14 protein-coding genes are annotated in these 17,451 nt (G+C 70.5%); 10 read left to right on the top strand and 4 right to left on the bottom strand.

Going from position 1 to position 17,451, the window contains the following annotated elements; translation table 11 throughout:
* Positions 1-164: 164 nt before the first annotated feature.
* A complete protein-coding gene (locus tag KAK07_RS16060) occupies positions 165-758 on the top strand; it encodes a TRAP transporter small permease subunit (RefSeq protein ID WP_210853743.1) in 594 nt (197 codons plus the stop codon).
* Positions 758-2,473, top strand: a complete 1,716-nt coding sequence (locus tag KAK07_RS16055; RefSeq protein WP_210853837.1) for a TRAP transporter large permease — start codon at positions 758-760, stop codon at positions 2,471-2,473. Before KAK07_RS16060 ends, KAK07_RS16055 begins: the two co-directional genes overlap by 1 nt.
* A gap of 189 nt (positions 2,474-2,662) precedes the next feature.
* Here KAK07_RS16055 and KAK07_RS16050 read toward each other — a convergent pair whose 3' ends face one another.
* Both KAK07_RS16050 and pmbA read right to left on the bottom strand, forming a co-directional pair.
* A complete protein-coding gene (locus KAK07_RS16050) occupies positions 2,663-3,745 on the bottom strand; it encodes a TRAP transporter substrate-binding protein (RefSeq protein WP_210853742.1) in 1,083 nt (360 codons plus the stop codon).
* Between the two features lie 146 nt (positions 3,746-3,891).
* The gene (gene pmbA / locus KAK07_RS16045) at positions 3,892-5,262 is read right to left on the bottom strand and encodes a metalloprotease PmbA (protein ID WP_210853741.1); all 1,371 of its coding nucleotides are present in this window, start codon (positions 5,260-5,262) and stop codon (positions 3,892-3,894) included.
* Between the two features lie 95 nt (positions 5,263-5,357).
* On the opposite strand from pmbA, the gene yjgA reads away from it, so the two are divergent.
* The 3 genes from yjgA to KAK07_RS16030 are packed head-to-tail and all read left to right on the top strand — an operon-like array spanning position 5,358 to position 8,135.
* Positions 5,358-5,939 carry a ribosome biogenesis factor YjgA gene (yjgA, locus tag KAK07_RS16040; RefSeq protein ID WP_210853740.1) on the top strand — a complete coding sequence of 194 codons (582 nt, stop codon included), beginning with the start codon at positions 5,358-5,360 and terminating at the stop codon, positions 5,937-5,939.
* The gene (gene mog / locus KAK07_RS16035; protein WP_210853739.1) at positions 5,932-6,522 is read left to right on the top strand and encodes a molybdopterin adenylyltransferase; all 591 of its coding nucleotides are present in this window, start codon (positions 5,932-5,934) and stop codon (positions 6,520-6,522) included. Before yjgA ends, mog begins: the two co-directional genes overlap by 8 nt.
* On the top strand, positions 6,519-8,135 hold the full coding sequence (locus KAK07_RS16030; protein WP_210853738.1) for a FecR domain-containing protein: 1,617 nt from the start codon (positions 6,519-6,521) through the stop codon (positions 8,133-8,135). Before mog ends, KAK07_RS16030 begins: the two co-directional genes overlap by 4 nt.
* 27 nt (positions 8,136-8,162) lie before the next feature.
* Here the strand turns inward: KAK07_RS16030 and cysE are convergent, their stop codons facing one another.
* Entirely contained in the window at positions 8,163-8,942 is a 780-nt protein-coding gene (cysE, locus tag KAK07_RS16025) for a serine O-acetyltransferase (protein WP_210853737.1), read from the bottom strand.
* 71 nt (positions 8,943-9,013) lie between these two features.
* Positions 9,014-9,784 (bottom strand): RNA methyltransferase, encoded by a 771-nt coding sequence (locus tag KAK07_RS16020; protein ID WP_210853736.1) that lies wholly within the window; start codon positions 9,782-9,784, stop codon positions 9,014-9,016.
* Positions 9,785-9,925: 141 nt separating this feature from the next.
* Here KAK07_RS16020 and KAK07_RS16015 point away from each other — a divergent pair, with 141 nt between their 5' ends.
* The 5 genes from KAK07_RS16015 to KAK07_RS15995 all read left to right on the top strand — a co-directional run bounded on the left by KAK07_RS16015 (position 9,926) and on the right by KAK07_RS15995 (position 17,421).
* Complete coding sequence (locus KAK07_RS16015; protein ID WP_210853735.1) at positions 9,926-10,861, top strand: inositol monophosphatase family protein; 936 nt, start codon at positions 9,926-9,928, stop codon at positions 10,859-10,861.
* 73 nt (positions 10,862-10,934) lie between these two features.
* The gene (gene mutS, locus KAK07_RS16010) at positions 10,935-13,472 is read left to right on the top strand and encodes a DNA mismatch repair protein MutS (RefSeq protein ID WP_210861977.1); all 2,538 of its coding nucleotides are present in this window, start codon (positions 10,935-10,937) and stop codon (positions 13,470-13,472) included.
* Positions 13,473-13,476: 4 nt separating this feature from the next.
* Positions 13,477-14,301, top strand: coding sequence for a proteasome-type protease (locus KAK07_RS16005; protein WP_210853734.1), 825 nt, complete (start codon positions 13,477-13,479; stop codon positions 14,299-14,301).
* A 21-nt stretch (positions 14,302-14,322) separates the two neighbouring features.
* The gene (locus tag KAK07_RS16000; protein WP_210861850.1) at positions 14,323-16,341 is read left to right on the top strand and encodes an AfsR/SARP family transcriptional regulator; all 2,019 of its coding nucleotides are present in this window, start codon (positions 14,323-14,325) and stop codon (positions 16,339-16,341) included.
* Positions 16,342-16,542: 201 nt separating this feature from the next.
* Positions 16,543-17,421 carry an alpha/beta fold hydrolase gene (locus tag KAK07_RS15995; protein WP_210861848.1) on the top strand — a complete coding sequence of 293 codons (879 nt, stop codon included), beginning with the start codon at positions 16,543-16,545 and terminating at the stop codon, positions 17,419-17,421.
* The last annotated feature ends 30 nt before the right edge of the window (positions 17,422-17,451 follow it).

Genomic DNA, 17,451 nt, shown 5'->3' with positions numbered 1-17,451 from the left:
GCAGGCTGAAAACTTTTCAGCCTTGATTCCTCAGCGTTTCCCCTGATCGGCACCGGCACGGTGCCCTCTGGTCGGGGCCGAGCCGCTACAGTCTCGCCACCCGCGCCACGCCGGCCCCAAGTCGGCGCGGCGCTTCGTTTGTCATGCCCAACGATGGAGTCACCGTGACGGCACTTCTCAAGCTCTCCAAGCTGATTGACGCGCTCAGTGAGCGCGTCGGCCGCTGGACATCCTGGCTGGTCCTGGCCGCGGTGCTGATCAGCGCCGGCAACGCCGTGGTCCGCAAGGTCTTCAGCATCGGCTCGAACGCCTTTCTCGAGATCCAGTGGTACCTGTTCGCCGCCGTCTTTCTGCTGGCGGCCGGCTACACCATGATGCGCCAGGAGCACGTCAAGATCGACGTCATCCTGGGCAAGTTCTCCAAGCGCACCCAGATCAAGGTCGAGATCTTCGGCATCATCGTCTTCCTGTTCCCCTTCGTGATCGAGGTGATCACGCTGGTGACGCCGCTGGTGCTGAAGGCCTACGCCAGCGGCGAGATGTCCAGCAACGCCGGCGGCCTGATCCGCTGGCCGGTGTATGCGCTGGTGCCGATCGGCTTCACGCTGCTGGGCCTGCAGGGCGTGTCCGAGCTGATCAAGCGTTTCGCCTTCCTGCAAGGCCTGGTCGACGACCCCACCAAGCGCCACCAGCAGAAATCGGCCGAAGAGGAGCTGGCCGAAGTGATCCGTGCCCGTGAAGAAGGAGCCGCGAAGTGATCGAGTTCCTGACCCACAACATGGCGCCCGTGATGTTCGCGGGCCTGATCGTGTTCCTGCTGATGGGCTTCTCGGTGGCGTTCTCGCTCGCCGCAGCCGGCCTGTTCTTCGGTTTCGTCGGCGTCGAACTGGGCATCCTGCCGGCCTCGCTGCTGCAGGCCCTGCCGCTGCGCGTCTTCGGCATCATGCAGAACGACACGCTGCTGGCGATCCCGTTCTTCACCTTCATGGGCCTGATCCTGGAGCGATCCGGGATGGCCGAGGATCTGCTGGACACCATTGGGCAGCTCTTCGGTCCGGTGCGCGGCGGCCTGGCCTTCGCGGTGATCTTCGTCGGTGCGATGCTGGCGGCCACCACCGGCGTGGTGGCGGCGTCGGTGATCTCGATGGGCCTGATCTCGCTGCCCATCATGCTGCGCTACGGCTACGACCGGCGCATCGCCTCGGGCGTCATCGCCGCGTCGGGCACGCTGGCGCAGATCATCCCGCCCTCGCTGGTGCTGATCATCATGGCCGACCAGCTCGGCCGGTCGGTGGGTGACCTGTACAAGGGTGCCTTCCTGCCGGGCTTCGTGCTGACTGGCCTGTACGTCGGCTTCGTCATCCTGGTCACGCTGTTCCGGCCGCAGTGGGCGCCAGCCCTGCCGCCCGAGGCACGCACCTTCCGCGAGCCCGATGGCAGCTCCGGCCTGCGCTCGCTGGGCGTGCTGACCGTGCTGTCGGTAGCTGCCGCCGTGGCCTTCGCCAAGAGCCGCCCCGACACCATGCCCACCGACGAGCTGATCGTGCTGTCGATGTGCGTGGGCGTGGGCGTGGCCTTCTCGCTGGCGGTGCTCAACAAGCTCACCGGCCGCGGCCTGCTGTCGAAGATGGCCGAACGTGTCACCTTCGTGCTGATCCCGCCGCTGGGCCTGATCTTCCTGGTGCTGGGCACGATCTTCCTGGGCATCGCCACCCCCACCGAGGGCGGTGCGATGGGCGCCGTTGGTGCGCTGATCATGGCGATCTCGCGCCGCCGCCTGTCGATGCACCTGATGAAGCAGGCCATGGATTCGACGATGAAGCTGTCCTGCTTCGTGGTCTTCATCCTGCTGGGCTCCACCGTCTTCAGTCTGAGCTTCCAGGGTGTTGACGGCCCGATCTGGGTGGAACACCTGCTGACCAGCCTGCCGGGCGGCCAGCTGGGCTTCCTGATCGTGGTGAACATCCTGGTCTTCGTGCTGGCCTTCTTCCTGGACTTCTTCGAGCTGTCCTTCATCGTGGTGCCGCTGCTGGGTCCGGTGGCCGAAAAGCTGGGCATCGACCTGGTCTGGTTCGGCGTGCTGCTGGCGGTGAACATGCAGACCTCGTTCATGCACCCGCCCTTCGGCTTCGCGTTGTTCTACCTGCGCAGCGTGGCGCCGGTGGACAAGTACAAGGACAAGGTCACCAACGCCGAGATCGCACCGGTCACCACCGGCCAGATCTACTGGGGCTCGGTGCCCTTCGTGATCATCCAGATCATCATGGTCGGCCTGATCATCGCCTTCCCCAACCTGGTCTCCGGCGGCCTGGACAAGAAGGCGGATCTGGACACCAGCAACGTGATCATCGAAGTCCAGCCGAACGACAACGCCCCGGACAAGGAGATCGACACCAACGCCCTGTTCGGCACGCCGGCCAGCGCCCCGCAAGGCGGCAAGGAGCCGGACCCGATGGACGCGTTCAAGAAGTGAGGCCATGGCCGGGCATGCCCGGCCATGGCGACGCCCCAGGCCCGACGGCGCAGCCACGCCGTCGGGCTTTTTTCTTGGCCAGGATCCATCGGATCCCGCAGGTCTCAGGCATGAAAAAAGGGCCCTGCGGTGGCAGGGCCCTTCGGCTTCGAGAGGGATGGGCAGGCCGCTACTAGGCGGCCGCCGTCCTCACAGCTTCTGCTGGTGCATGAACTCGTCGAAGCTGGCTTCGGCGAAGCGGAACCACAGGTTCTGGTCGGCGCGGAACTTGGCGTAGTCGTCGTACACCTTCTTCCAGTTCGGGTTCTTGGCCGAGATCTCGGAGTACAGGGCCATCGATTCCTTGAAGGCCGACTCCATCACGTCCTTCGGGAAGCGGAACAGCTTGGTACCGCCGGCCACCAGCTGACGCAGCGCCGCCGGGTTGCGGCCGTCGTACTTGGCCTGCATGTCGACGTGGGCGTAGGCAGTGGCGCACTCCAGGATCGCCTTGTACTCAGGCGACAGCGCGTCGTAGGCCTTGGAGCTGACGAAGAAGTCCAGCTGCGGGCCGCCTTCCCACCAGCCCGGGTAGGCGTAGTTCGGGGCCACCTTGTTGAAGCCCAGCTTCTGATCGTCGTACGGGCCGATCCACTCGGCGGCATCAATCGTGCCCTTTTCCAGCGACTGGTAGATCTCGCCGCCGGGGATGTTCTGCGGCACGCCACCCAGGCGCTCGACCACCTTGCCGGCGAAGCCGCCGACGCGGAACTTCAGGCCCTTCATGTCGGCCAGCGACGTGATCGGCTTGCGGTACCAGCCACCCATCTGGGCGCCGGTGTTGCCGCCAGGGAAGTTGACGATGTTGTAGCCGCGGTAGAACTCGCGCATCAGCTTCAGGCCGTTGCCCTCGAACATCCAGGCCGTCATCTGGCGGCTGTTCAGGCCGAAGGGGATGGCGCAGCCCAGGGCGAAGGTCTCGTCCTTGCCGAAGAAGTAGTACGGCGCGGTGTGGGCCATCTCGACGGTGCCGTTCTGCACGCCGTCGACCACGCCGAACGCGGGCATCAGCTCGCCGCCGGCATGGATCGAGATCTGGAACTTGCCGCCGCTCAGCGCGGAGACCTGCTTGGCGAACTCGTCAGCCGCACCGAAGATGGTGTCCAGCGACTTCGGGAAGCTGGAAGCCAGGCGCCAGCGGATCTGGGCCTGGGCTTGCACGATCGCCGGGGCGGTACCGGCCGCCAGCACGCCAGCCAGGCCGGCACCACGGACAAAGGAACGACGTTCCATGTAGGTGAACTCCTCAGTAAAGAGCGACCGCGGAAAGAGGGTCGGTCGGACGATTCTAGGAGTGGGTCCTCACAGCCCTGCGGCGGGTTTCCCCCGAGCGCCCCCTGGCTGACAGGAAGAAATTTCCGGCCTGGCCGGAACCGCGCTCAGCTGCCGGCCACCTTCATGCGCTCGAGCAGCACCGAACCGATGGTCTTGCCACCCAGCGTGAAGGCGTCGGCGCCGACGGCCACCACGCCCTTGAGCATCTGCCGCAGGTTGCCGGCGATGGTGATCTCGTGCACCGGGTGGACGATGCGTCCGCCCTCGACCCAGTAGCCGGCGGCGCCGCGCGAATAGTCGCCGGTCACGGGATTGACGCCCTGCCCCATCAGGTCGGTGACGAACAGGCCGCGGCCCAGCTTGCGCAGCATCTCGTCGAGGTGGTCGCCGGCTTGGGTCAGGCGGCTGGACAGGCGCAGGTTCTGCGAACCGCCAGCGTGGCCGGTGGTCTTCATGCCCAGCTTGCGCGCCGAGTAGCTGGACAGGAAATAGCCCTGCACCACACCGCCCTCGACCACGCGCCGCGCCCGGGTGCGCACGCCCTCGTCGTCGAACGGGGCGCTGGCCTTGCCGCGCGGCAGCAGCGGGTCTTCGATGACGTCGATGTGGTCGGCCCAGACCGGCTGGCCCAGGCTGTCGACCAGGAAGCTGGCCTTGCGGTACAGCGCGCCACCGCTGACGGCCTGCACGAAAGAGCCCAGCAGGCCGGCGGCCGCGGTGTTCTCGAACAGCACCGGCACCTCGCAGGTGGCGATCTTGCGGGCCTTCAGCCGGGCCAGCGTGCGCTCGGCGGCGTAGCGGCCCACCGCCTCGGGCGAGGCCAGCTGCAGCGCGTCGCGCTCAGAGCTGTACCAGTAGTCGCGCTCCATGCCGGCGCCGCGCCCGGCGATTGGCGAGACCGACAGCGAATGGCGCGAGCTGGCATAGCCGCCCCGGAATCCCCGGCTGTTGCCCGCCCAGAAGTGCGACTGCTGCGCCGACACCGAGGCGCCCTCGCTGTTGGTGATGCGCTTGTCCACGGCGAAGGCCGCGTCCTCGGCCCGGCGGGCCAGGCGCGCCGCGCCTTCGGCGTCGAGCGCCCAGGGGTGGAACAGGTCCAGGTCGCGCGCGGCCTCGTCGGCGCTGACCAGGTCCTCGGCGTCAGGCAGGCCGGCGGCCGGGTCCTCGGCGGTGAAGCGGGCGATGTCGTAGGCGGCGCGCACCGTCTGCTCCAGCGCCTGGCGCGAGAAATCGGAGCTGCTGGCATTGCCGCGCCGCTGGCCCAGGTAGACCGACACGCCCACCGACTTGTCGCGGTTGCGCTCGACATGTTCCACCTCGCCGCGGCGCACCGAGACCGACAGGCCGGCGCCCTCGGACACCTCCACCCCGGCGTCGCTGGCCCCCAGGTGGCGCGCCATCGTCAGCACATCCTCCACGATCTGCTGAAATTGTTCACGGTCGAAGGCAAAGCCCTGGGCGGCGGTGGCGGTCATCGGGTGTGGTCGGTGTCGTGGACGGTACGCCGCCCGGTCAGAATTGCGGGGACAATCATAGCCACACCCACACCGCCCGACCGCCGGCCTGTCCCATGCGCTCCGCGCCCGCCCACCTCGACCCACCCGACGACGACTTCAGCGCCCGCCCCAGCAAGTCGGCGCTCAAGCGCCAGAGCCATGACCTGCAGGCGCTGGGCCGCGCGCTGAGCGAGCTGCCCGCCTCGCGCCTGGAGGCGCTGGCGCTGCCCGAAACGCTGGCTGGGGCGATCGCCGACTACCGCCGCATCCGCTCGCACGAAGGCCTGCGCCGCCAGCTGCAGTACATCGGCAAGCTGATGCGCCAGGTCGATCCGGCGCCGCTGCAGGCCGCCGTGGACGATTTCCGCCTGGGCGGCGCCCGCCAGTCGCTGGCCCTGCACACCGCCGAGCGCTGGCGCGAGCAGCTGCTGGCCGACGACAGCGCCCTGACCCGCTGGCTGGCCGAGCACCCCGACACCGGTGCCCAGCAGCTGCGCAGCCTGGTGCGTGCCGCCCGCAAGGATGCGCAGCCCGACACCGCCACCGGCGCCGTGCGCCACGGCCGGGCCTACCGCGAACTGTTCCAGCTGATCAAGCAGGCCCTGGCCCAGGCCGACGCGGCCGACGACGACACCGAGGAGAACGATGATGAGTGAGCCCGACCACCTGCGCGTCGGCCTGGTCTCGGTCAGCGACCGCGCCAGCAGCGGCACCTATGAGGACAAGGGCATCCCGGCGCTGCGCGAGTGGCTGGGCCGCGCGCTGCGCAACCCGATCACCTTCGAGACCCGGCTGATTCCCGACGAGCGGCCGCTGATCGCCGCCACGCTGACCGAGCTGGTCGACCAGGCCGGCTGCGACCTGGTGCTGACCACCGGTGGTACCGGCCCGGCGCCGCGCGACGTCACGCCCGAAGCCACGATGGATGTGGCCGACAAGCTGATGCCCGGCTTTGGCGAGCAGATGCGGGCGATCAGCCTGCGCTTCGTGCCCACGGCCATCCTGTCGCGTCAGGTGGCGGTGATCCGTGGCCGCTGCCTGATCATCAACCTGCCAGGCCAGCCCAAGAGCATCGCCGAGACGCTGGAAGGCCTGCCCCGGGCCGAGCCGCCGGCCCCCGGCATCTTCGCGGCCGTGCCCTACTGCATTGACCTGATCGGTGGCCCCTACATGGAGACCGATCCCGAGGTCATCGTCGCCTTCCGACCCAAGTCGGCCCAACGGCCGCCACGCGGATGAACACGCGCCGTCGCTCCGTCGGTGGCGCCCTGGCGGCGCTGCTGCTGGCGCTGGGTGCCGAGGCCCTGGCCGCCGAGGCCGTGCTGCCCTACACCGTGCAGCCGCACGACACCCTGATCGGCCTGGGCCGCGACGTGCTGATCAGCCCGCAGGCCTGGCCCGAGGTGGCGCGCCTGAACCGCCTGCCCAACCCCAACCTGATCCGCACCGGCCAGGTGCTGCAGATGCCGCTGCGCCTGCTGCGCTCGGCGCAGGCACCGGCCCGCCTGGACGCGATCGAGGGCAGCGTGCGCCTGGCCGGCCGAGAGGCCCGCGCGGGCGACACGGTGCTGCCCGGCCAGGCGCTGGACGTGGCGGCCAACAGCTCCGCCGTGTTGATCCTGGCCGATGGCAGCCGCCTGCAGCTGGCGCCGCTGAGCCAGGGCGAACTCAGCGAAAGCCAGCGCTACCTGCTGCGCGCCAGCCAGCCCGACGATGAAGGCCTGTTCGCCGGCACGATGCGCCTGCTGCGCGGCACGCTGGAGGTGCTGGCCACCAAGCTGCAGCGGGCCAAGCCGCTGGAGGTGACCACGCCCACCGCCGTGATCGGCGTGCGCGGCACCGAGTACCGGGTGCGCCACGAAGACCAGCGCTCGGTCGCCGAAGTGCTGGAAGGCCGCGTGCAGGCCGACGTGGGCGCCAGCAGCGTGCTGCTCGACGCCGGCTTCGGCAGTGCGCTGCAGCCCGGCCTCACCGCCGCGCCAGTGGCCCTGCCACCGGCGCCTGATCTGTCGTCGGTGCCCACGCTGTTCGAGCGCCCGGTGCTGCGCTTCAAGGTCCCGGGCAATGACCCGCTGCGCGTGCAGGTGGCCGCCGATGCCGGCTTCAGCCGCATCCTGCGCGACGAGCGTTTCGCGGCCGGTGCCGAGGCGCGCCTGACCGGCCTGCCCGACGGTGACTGGTACCTGCGTGTGCGGCGCAGCAACGAACAGGGCCTGGAAGGCCGCAACGCCCAGCTGAAGGTGCAGTTGCGCGCGCGCCCCGAGCCGCCCGCAGCAGTGGCGCCGGTGCACCGGGGCAAGCTCAGTGTGGGGGAAGTTGCCCTGAACTGGGCCGAGAACACCGACGCCGCGCGCTACCGCATCGAGCTCTCGCGCGACCCGGCCTTCGCCACCGGCGTGCAGCGCCTGGATGGCCTGAGCGGCGCGCGCACCACGCTGACGCTGTCCGAGCCCGGCACGGTCCACTGGCGCCTGGCCAGCCTGCGTGCCGACGGCAGCGCCGGCCCCTGGGGTGATGCGCAGCAGTTCGAGCTGCGCGCGCTGCCCACGCCGCCCAGCCTGGCGCTGGACGGCAACGCGCTGACGCTGGCCTGGAGCGGCCGCCCCGAGGACAAGCAGCAGGTGCAGCTCGCGCGCGAGGCGGATTTCGCCACCCGCGTGGCCGAGGCCGAACTGAGCGAGCCGCGCTGGCAGCTGGCCAAGCCCGAGCAGCCCGGCACCTACTACTTCCGCTACCGCACGGTCGAGCCCGACGGCTTCACCACGCCCTGGAGCAGCACGCAGAAGATCGAGCTGCCGCGCGACTGGCGCGGCGCCTGGGGTCTGCTGCTGCCGCTGCTGTTCGCGCTGTGATCCTTCCCGGCAGCGCCGGGGACCGGCTCACTTGACCAGGCGGTTCAGGCGCTCGGCGTCGAACTGCTCGGTGGTGTGGGCTTCCTGCGGCACGCATTCGGCGGCCGGCAACTCGCGCGCCTGGGCCGAAAGCTTCTCGATCGCCTGCCACAGCAGGGCGATCTGGTGCTCGTGGGTCGAGGCGTTGTCGATCAGGCCCTTCATCGCCTGCGCCACCGGGTCATCGCCCGCGGTCACGCCATAGGCCGAGAAGCCCATGCGCGCGGCTGCGGCCTCGCGCTCCTGGTCTTTTTCAGCCTGGATGATGCGCGCCGGGTTGCCCACCGCCGTGGCGCCCGCCGGCACCGGCTTGGTCACCACCGCGCCCGAGCCCACACGGGCACCCGCGCCCACGGTGAAACCGCCCAGCACCGCCGCGTTGGCGCCGACGATCACGCCGGCCTCCAGCGTCGGGTGGCGCTTGGCGCCCTTGACCAGCGAGGTGCCGCCCAGCGTCACGCCCTGGTAGATCGTGCAGCCGTCGCCGATCTCGGCCATCTCGCCGATCACCACGCCCATGCCGTGGTCGATGAACACCCGGTGGCCGATCGTGGCACCCGGGTGGATCTCGATGCCGGTGGCCCAGCGCGAGACATGCGAGATGAAGCGGCCCAGCCACTTGAAGCCATGCCGCCAGCACCAGTTCGCCCGGCGGTGCAGCACCAGCGCGTGCAGGCCCGGATAACAGGTCAGCACCTCCCAGGTGCTGCGGGCAGCCGGGTCACGCTCGAGGATGCAGGCGATGTCTTCGCGCAGGCGGTGGAACATGGCGTTGGGGACCGGACGTGTAGGACGTGAGTGTCCGCACTCAGTGTAGCCCGCGGCCGGAAATCCTGCTGTCAGCGCCCCCGCCCGCCGCCGTCGCGCTGCTGCATGGTGCGCGCAATACCGCGCAGGATGTGCACCTCTTCCTCGGTGGGCTGCAGGCGGTTGGCCAGCTGGTTCAGGCGCGGCATCAGCTTCTTGGGCGCGGCCGGATCCAGAAAGCCGATCTGCACCAGCATCTCGCGCCAGTGGGCCAGCAGGCCCTGCACCATCGTGGCATCGGCCTGGCGCACCGGGGCGGTCCGCGCCTGCACCGGGAAGCTGCCCAGCGCCTGGCGCCACTCGTAGGCGATCAGTTGCACCGCCTGGGCCAGGTTCAGCGAGCCGAAATCGGGCGCGGTGGGGATGCTCAGGCAGGCGTGGCAGCGGTAGACATCGTCATTGCCCAGGCCGAAACGCTCGCTGCCGAAGACGAAGGCCACGCGGTGGGCGCTGCCGGCCAGGCCGGCCAGGTGCGGGCGCGGCGCCTCGGTGGGCGGGCCGAAATCGCGCGGGGTCATCGCCGTGGCACAGGCCCAGGTGATGCCGTCCAGCGCCTGGACCAGCGTGTCCACCACACGCGCGCTGCGCAGTACGTCGTCGGCGCCGCTGGCCAGGGCCACGGTCTCCTCGCGGTTCAACACATCGGGCCAGCGCGGCGCCACCAGCACCAGGTCGTGGAAGCCCATGACCTTCATCGCCCGTGCGGCCGCCCCCACGTTGCCGGCATGGCTGGTGCCCACCAGCACGAAGCGGGTGCCCGACGGGCAGGCAGGGTGTGACGGAAGAACGCTCAGTTCGGACATGGCTGCGGCTAGAATGCGGGTTTGCCCTGGGCATTGTCGCGCCTGTCCGGCCACCGGACGCGCGGGCCCGCGCTCTTTGATCCTCGTCGCCACGTCCTGCCTGCGCCTGCTGGCGCCGGTCCCCTTGCCGCCTGAAGTCCCATGTCGCAATCCCTCCACCCGATGCTCAACATTGCCGTCAAGGCGGCCCGCGCGGCCGGCTCGATCATCAACCGGGCGTCATTGGACGTGGATTCGCTGAAGGTCAACACCAAGGCCCCGAACGATTTCGTCACCGAGGTCGACCAGGCCGCCGAGCAGGCCATCATCGAGACCCTGCTGACCGCCTACCCCGGCCACGGCATCCTGGCCGAGGAATCGGGCCGCACCCACGGCGCCAAGCACAGCGATTTCGTCTGGATCATCGACCCGCTGGACGGCACCACCAACTTCATCCACGGCTTCCCGGTCTACTGCGTGTCGATCGCGCTGTCCTTCCGCGGCAAGATCGAGCAGGCGGTGGTCTACGACCCCACCCGCAACGACCTCTTCATCGCCTCCAAGGGCCGTGGCGCCTACCTGAACGACAAGCGTCTGCGCGTCTCGCGCCGCACCCGTCTGGCCGACGCCCTGATCGGCACCGGCTTCCCGTTCCGCAAGGGCGACAACTTCCAGCGCTACCTGAAGATGTTCGAGGCGGTGCTGCCGCACTGCGCCGGCGTGCGCCGGCCCGGTTCGGCCGCGCTGGACCTGTGCTACGTGGCCGCCGGCTACACCGACGGCTTCTTCGAGACCGGCCTGTCGCCCTGGGACATCGCCGCCGGCTCGCTGATCATCACCGAGGCCGGTGGCCTGATCGGCAACTTCACCGGCGAGGCCGACTTCCTGCACCAGCGCGAGGTGGTGGCGGGCAACCCCAAGGTCTATGCGCAGCTGGTGCAGCTGCTCACGCCCTTCAGCCGCGTGATCACCGAGGACGAGGCCGCGCCCGCCCCGGCGCCGGTCCCCGAACCGGACGCCAAGCCGGCCGAGCGCAAGCCGATCCGCCTGCGCAAGAAGGCCGTCGAGCCCACCCAGGGCGACGACGCCCCGTTCTGACGCCCGCCCCAGCAGCGTGAGCAGGGCAGCCGACGCGCCGCCGGGCGCCGACGAGTTCGCGGGCCACACGCCCATGATGGCCCAGTATTTCCGCCTGAAGGCGGGGTTCCCCGAGACCCTGCTCTTCTACCGGATGGGCGATTTCTACGAGCTGTTCTTCGAAGACGCCCGCAAGGCGCACCGCCTGCTCGACATCACCCTCACCACCCGCGGCCAGAGCAATGGCGAGCCGGTGGTCATGGCCGGCGTGCCGGTGCATTCGGTCGAGAGCTACCTTGCACGGCTGCTGAAGCTGGGCGAGGCGGTCGCCGTGGCCGAGCAGGTGGGCGATGTCGCCACCGCCAAGGGGCCGGTCGAGCGCAAGGTGGTGCGGGTGGTCACCCCCGGCACCGTCACCGACGCCGAGCTGCTCGACGAGCGCAGCGAGACCCTGCTGCTGGCGCTGTCGCGCCACAAGGCCACCTTCGGCCTGGCCTGGCTGGGTCTGGCCAGCGGCCAGCTGGGTCTGGCCGAGTGCGGCGAGCGCGAACTGGCCGGCTGGCTGGCGCGCCTGGCCCCGGCCGAGATCCTGATCGACCGCGAGGACCTGCCACCCGCCGTGCGCCAATGCCCCGCCGCCCGCACGATGCGGCCGGCCTGGCAGTTCGACGCCGGCCTGGGCCTGCGCAAGCTGTGCGAGCAGCTGCGCGTGGCCACGCTGGCCGGCTTCAATGCGCAGGAGATGAGCACCGGCCACGCCGCCGCCGCCGCGCTGCTGTCCTATGCCGAGCACACCCAGGGCCGCGCGCTGGCCCATGTGCAGACCCTGACGGTCGAGCGCAGCTCCGACCTGATCGAGCTGCCCCCCGCCACGCTGCGCAACCTGGAGCTGACCGAGACGCTGCGCGGCGAGCGCGCGCCGACGCTGCTGTCGTTGCTCGACACCTGCCGCACCGGCATGGGCAGCCGCGCGCTGCGCCACTGGCTGACCCACCCGCAGCGCGATCGCAGCACCGCCAGCGCGCGGCTGGCGGCGATCGGCACACTGCAGGAAGCGGGCTTCGAGTCGCTGCGCGAGGCGCTGCGCCAGGTCAGCGATGTCGAGCGCATCACCGCGCGCATCGCGCTGCGCCAGGTGCGCCCGCGGGAGCTCTCCGGCCTGCGCCACACGCTGGCCACGCTGCCGGCGCTGCGCGCGGTCGTGCCCTTCGGCACCGCGCTGCTCGACCAGTGCCTGGCCGACCTGTCGCCCGAGCCCGCCATCGCCGAGCTGCTGCTGCGCGCGATCGCCGAGGAACCGGCCGTGCTTTTGCGCGACGGCGGCGTCATCGCCACCGGCTTCGATGCCGAGCTGGACGAGCTGCGCGCGATCGGCCAGAACTGCGACGCCTTCCTGCTGGACCTGGAGACCCGCGAGCGCGCCCGCACCGGCATCGCCAACCTGCGGGTGCAGTTCAACAAGGTGCATGGCTTCTACATCGAGGTCACCAGCTCCGGCCTGGACCGCGTGCCCGTCGACTACCAGCGCCGCCAGACGCTGAAGAACGCCGAGCGCTTCATCACGCCGGAGCTGAAGACCTTCGAGGACAAGGCGCTGTCGGCCCAGGACCGGGCGCTGGCGCGCGAAAAGTTCCTCTTCGAGCAGCTGCTCGACCAGCTGCAGGCCCACCTGCGCCCGCTGAGCGCATTGGCCCACGCGCTGGCCAGCCTGGACGCGCTGGCCGCGCTGGCCGAGCGTGCTGCCACGCTGGGCTGGTGCACGCCCGAGTTCGTGCGCCACCCGGCGATTGAGATCGAGGGCGGCCGCCACCCGGTGGTCGAGGCGCGGCTGGCCGAGACCGGCGGCGGCGAGTTCATCGCCAACGACTGCCGCCTGGATGCCCGCACCCGCATGCTGATCGTCACCGGCCCCAACATGGGCGGCAAGAGCACCTTCATGCGCCAGGTGGCGCTGATCTCGCTGCTGGCGGCGATGGGCTCGTGCGTGCCGGCGCGGCGCTGCCGCCTGGGTCCGATGGACGCCATCCATACCCGCATCGGCGCCGCCGACGACCTGGCCAATGCCCAGTCCACCTTCATGCTGGAGATGACCGAGGCGGCGCAGATCATCCACGGCGCCACCGAGCAGTCGCTGGTGCTGATGGACGAGATCGGCCGCGGCACCTCCACCTTCGACGGCCTGGCGCTGGCCTCGGCGATAGCCAGCCATCTGCACGACCGCAACAAGGCCTTCACGCTGTTTGCCACCCACTACTTCGAGCTGACCGAGTTCCCGCGCCGCCATGAGCGGGCGCAGAACTGGCACGTCAGCGCAGCCGAGAGCGGCGAGGACATCGTCTTCCTGCACGCCATCGAGCCCGGCCCCGCCAGCCGCAGCTACGGCGTGCAGGTGGCCCGTCTGGCCGGCATGCCGCCGGCCCTGGTGCGCCAGGCCCGCAGCACGCTGGAGGCGCTGGAAGCGCAGTCGCGCAGCGGCGAATCGCAGGTCGACCTGTTCGCTGCCCCGCCCGCCGCACAGCCTGTCACCTGTTCAGAGGTCGAGGAGGCCCTGGCCGCCATCGATCCGGATACCCTCACCCCCCGGGAGGCGCTGGATGCGCTGTACCGGCTGAAGAAACTCCACACGCCCTGAAGCCATGACCTACTGCGTCGGCATCCGGCTCAACGCCGGCCTCGTCTTCCTCAGCGACTCGCGCACCAACGCGGGCCTGGACGCGATCAGCACCTTCCGCAAGATGATCGTCTACGAGAAGCCGGGCGAGCGCTTCATGACCCTGCTGTCGGCCGGCAACCTGAGCATCAGCCAGTCGGTGCGCGAGATCCTGCAGGTCGAGAAACTGGCCAACGGCGATGACGAGCCGATCACCATCTGGAACGCCACCAGCATGTTCGACGCCGCCCGCGTGCTGGGCAGCGCGGTGCGCCGCGTTTACGAGCAGGATGGCCCGGCGCTGAAGGCGGCGGGCATCGACTTCAACTGCTCGATGATCTTCGGCGGCCAGATCGCCGGCGAAGCGATGCGCCTGTTCCTGGTGTATTCGGCCGGCAACTTCATCGAGGCCACGCGCGAGACCTGCTTCTTCCAGATCGGCGAAAGCAAGTACGGCAAGCCCATCCTGGACCGCGTGCTCACCCCCACCACACCGCTGGACCAGGCCGCCAAGTGCGCGCTGGTCTCGATGGATTCCACGCTGAAGTCCAACCTGTCGGTGGGGCTGCCGCTGGACCTGCTGGTCTACGAGGAAGGCCGGCTGAAGAGCGACCGCATCGTCTGCATCGACAACGAGAACCCGTATTTCCGGATGATCCACGAGACCTGGGGCCAGCGGCTGCGCGAGGTGTTCGAAGGCATCGACGATCCACAGTGGGACGGCGGCGAAGCCGCTCATCCGCTGAAGACCGACACCGGGCGCTACGAGCCGATGCGCAAGATCGCCCGGCCGGAAGACAAGATCGTCTGATAGGCTGAGCGGGCCGGCGCGATGGACCTGACGGCCGCCCTCGCCCTGCTCGTTGACGACGAGTTGCGGGCCCGGGCGGCGCTGGAGGCGCTGTTCGCCCAGGCCACCCTGCAGCGCGACGACGCTCTGGCCGATGAGGCGGCGGTCGGCATCCTGCTGGGCATCGGCCTGAACTACGTCGACTTCCGGGGCCGCCAGCGCTGGTGCGGCTACCTGCACGAGCGCCTGGACACCAGCGAGGCCTCCGCGCTGCTGACACACGCCGCCGTCGGCGACCCCGCGGCGATGCGCCGCTGCGGCGCCGCGCTGGTGCTGCCCTACATCGCCGACGACCCGTCCCTGCTGCCCCCGCCCTGGCTGAACCAGGTGGCCCAGGCGCTGCTCCGCGGCCTGCACAACAGCGAGCGCCTGCCGCCCTCGCAGCGCCTGGTGCTGGCCAAGGTGCTGTTCGACCATTTCTCGATGCAGCTCGACACCACCGCCGTCAGCCGCGTGCAGGCGGTGCAGCAGGAGCGCCTGCTGCTCGACCCGCTGAGCCCGGCCGAGCAGGCCCAGTGGTGGCTGCTGGTGCTGGGCCATGCCGAGTACTTCGGCGAGATGGAGGCCGCCCGCCAGGCCCGCCAGCGGCTGGAAGCCCTGGTGGAGCGCCATGGCCTGAAGGCCTACCGCACCGCCGAGTTGTGCGGCGAGATGCAGCTCGCGCTGCGCGAGCGCCAGCTCGACCGCGCCGCCCGCATCGACCGCGAGCTGGAAGGGCTGATGCCCGAGCTGCGCGCGGGCTTCCTGGTCCAGTGCCTGCGCGCCCAGGCCAGCTACCGCGCCTTCCGCGGCGACAACGCCATGGCGCTGGCCCTGACCGATCGCCTGCTGGCGCTCTGCGGCGACCTGGAGGTGCCCGAGCGCGACCAGGGCGCCTACCACGGCCTGCGCGCCAACATCCTGGCCGCCACCGGCCGCTTCGACGACGCATTGCGGGTGCTGCAGGGCCTGCGCGCCAGCCAGACGGGCAGCCAGGCCGAGATCCTCGAGACCATGATCGCCTTCGTCGAAGTCGCCGCGCGGCTCGACACCCAGCCCGATGTGGCGCTGGACCGCCTGGGCAGCGCGCTGGCCGATGCCGCCCGCCTGGGCTACACCCGCTTCCTGATGACCGCGCCGGCGCTGTCGGCGCGCCTGTGCCAGCTGGCGCTGGACGCCGGCATCGAGCCCGAGTTCGTGCACTCGGTGATCCGCGACCGTCACCTCAGCGCCCCCGACCCCACCCGCGCCGACTGGCCCCGGCCGGTGGCGGTGCAGGTGCTCGGGCCGATGGGCCTGAGCCGCCAGGGCACGCCGATCGCCTCGGCCGGCAAGGCGCAGCGCAAGCCGCTGGAGCTGCTGGCGCTGCTGGCCGCCCACGGCGGCGGGCCGCTGGGCAGCGACCAGGTGATCGATGCGCTGTGGCCCTCGCTGGAGGCGGACGCGCCCAAGGCCTCGCTCGAGATGGCCGTCTCGCGCCTGCGCAAGCTGCTGGCGTGTCCCGAGGCGGTGCTGGTCAGCCAGGGCACGGTGGCCCTGGACCCCGACCTGGTGTGGTGCGACGCCGTCGCCTTCGAGCAGCTCTCGGCCCGCCTGCGCGAACGCCTGGCCGCCGGCCACGCACCTCTGGACGCCCTGGCGCACGATGCCCGGCGCCTGTTCGGCCTGTACCGTGGCCGCCTGCTGGGCACCGACACCCTCACCGGCCCGATGCGCCTGGCACGCGAGCGCCTGTCGCTGACCTACCTGCAGTCGATCGAGGCCTGGGGCCAGGCACTGGAGGCGCGCGGCGACTGGCCGGGCGCGCTGGCGCTGTACCGCCAGGCGGTGGGCGTTGATCCGCTGGCCGAGCCGTTGCACCGCGCGCTGATGCGCGCCCTGCTGGTGCATGGCGAGCGCGCCGAAGCGCTGCGCGCCTACCGGCGCTGCTGCGACGCCCTGGGCAGCGCGCTGGGCGTGGGCCCCGGCGCCGGGACCCAGGCGCTGGGCCGCGCCGCGGGCGCCCCTGAGTTGCCGGCCTGAACGGCCCGCCTGCAAAAGACGCCGCGCCCCCCTTGGATCCAGGGGTTCAAGTGCGCCAACCGTTGGTCATCCGTTGGTGCGGGTCGGTCGCCGCTGGGCGACAGTGGGCTCACCCGCCGACCACCGGACCTAGACTGTGCGCCCTCCGCCTCGCCTGCCGCCCATGGCAACATCGGGTGCCCCGTCTGCCCAGGAAACCGCTTGGACCCGCGCTCCGCTGCGCCTTCGCGCACCATCGTCTTCGCCCACGCCAACGGCTTTCCGGCCGGCACCTACCGCGTGCTGTTCGAGCGCTGGCGCGCCGCAGGCTACACCGTCCACGCCCCCGAGCGTTTCGGCCACGACCCGCGCTACCCGGTGGGCCCGCGCTGGAGCGGCCTGCGCGACGAACTGCTCGACTTCGTTGCCGGCACCGGCCAGGCGCCGGTGCTGCTGGTCGGCCATTCCCTGGGCGGCCTGCTCAGCATGCTGGCCGCCAGCCACCGACCCGCGCTGTGCGCCGGCGTGGTGCTGCTGGACTCACCGCTCATCACCGGCTGGCGCGCCCAGGTGCTGCACGCCATCAAGCGCGTCGGTCTGGTGCAGCGACTGGGTCCGGGACAGGTCTCGATCCGCCGCCGCCACGCCTGGCCGGACCGCGACGCGGCGCTGGCCCACTTCCAGTCCAAGCCGGTCTTCGCCCGCTGGGACCCGCGCGTGCTGCGCGACTACGTGGACGCCGGCACCGAAGGCCATGGCAGCAGCGAGGTGCGCCTGCGCTTCGAGCGCGAGGTCGAGACCCGCATCTACAACAGCCTGCCGCACCACCTGGGCCCGCTGCTGCGCCGCCATCCGCTGCGCTGCCCGGTGGGCTTCATCGCCGGCACGCAGTCCGCCGAGATGCGCCAGGGCGGCGACGCCGCCTCGCGCCGGCTGGCTGGCGAGCGCTTCGTGCGTTTCGAGGGCAGCCACCTGTTCCCGATGGAGCGGCCCGAGGCCACCGCCGAGCTGATCCTGCGGCTGTTCCAGGATTTCGAGCACCCTGGCGCCCTGAGCGCCTCACCCCTTCCCCCTGCCCACCCTGAGGCCCCTGCCGTGTGAACACCGCGGGGCCGCGATTCAAAGGAAATT

It is taken from the genome of Ideonella alba (assembly GCF_018069875.1).
Classification (GTDB): Bacteria; Pseudomonadota; Gammaproteobacteria; order Burkholderiales; family Burkholderiaceae_C; genus Ideonella; species Ideonella alba.
This window is presented reverse-complemented; position numbering and strand designations above follow the sequence as displayed.

Coding starts and splice junctions, on each gene's coding strand:
- KAK07_RS16050 (WP_210853742.1), bottom strand. CDS start 3,745: ATGGAACGTCGTTCCTTTGTCCGTGGTGCCGGCCTGGCTGGCGTGCTG.
- pmbA (WP_210853741.1), bottom strand. CDS start 5,262: ATGACCGCCACCGCCGCCCAGGGCTTTGCCTTCGACCGTGAACAATTT.
- yjgA (WP_210853740.1), top strand. CDS start 5,358: ATGCGCTCCGCGCCCGCCCACCTCGACCCACCCGACGACGACTTCAGC.
- mog (WP_210853739.1), top strand. CDS start 5,932: ATGAGTGAGCCCGACCACCTGCGCGTCGGCCTGGTCTCGGTCAGCGAC.
- KAK07_RS16030 (WP_210853738.1), top strand. CDS start 6,519: ATGAACACGCGCCGTCGCTCCGTCGGTGGCGCCCTGGCGGCGCTGCTG.
- cysE (WP_210853737.1), bottom strand. CDS start 8,942: ATGTTCCACCGCCTGCGCGAAGACATCGCCTGCATCCTCGAGCGTGAC.
- KAK07_RS16020 (WP_210853736.1), bottom strand. CDS start 9,784: ATGTCCGAACTGAGCGTTCTTCCGTCACACCCTGCCTGCCCGTCGGGC.
- KAK07_RS16015 (WP_210853735.1), top strand. CDS start 9,926: ATGTCGCAATCCCTCCACCCGATGCTCAACATTGCCGTCAAGGCGGCC.
- mutS (WP_210861977.1), top strand. CDS start 10,935: ATGATGGCCCAGTATTTCCGCCTGAAGGCGGGGTTCCCCGAGACCCTG.
- KAK07_RS16005 (WP_210853734.1), top strand. CDS start 13,477: ATGACCTACTGCGTCGGCATCCGGCTCAACGCCGGCCTCGTCTTCCTC.
- KAK07_RS16000 (WP_210861850.1), top strand. CDS start 14,323: ATGGACCTGACGGCCGCCCTCGCCCTGCTCGTTGACGACGAGTTGCGG.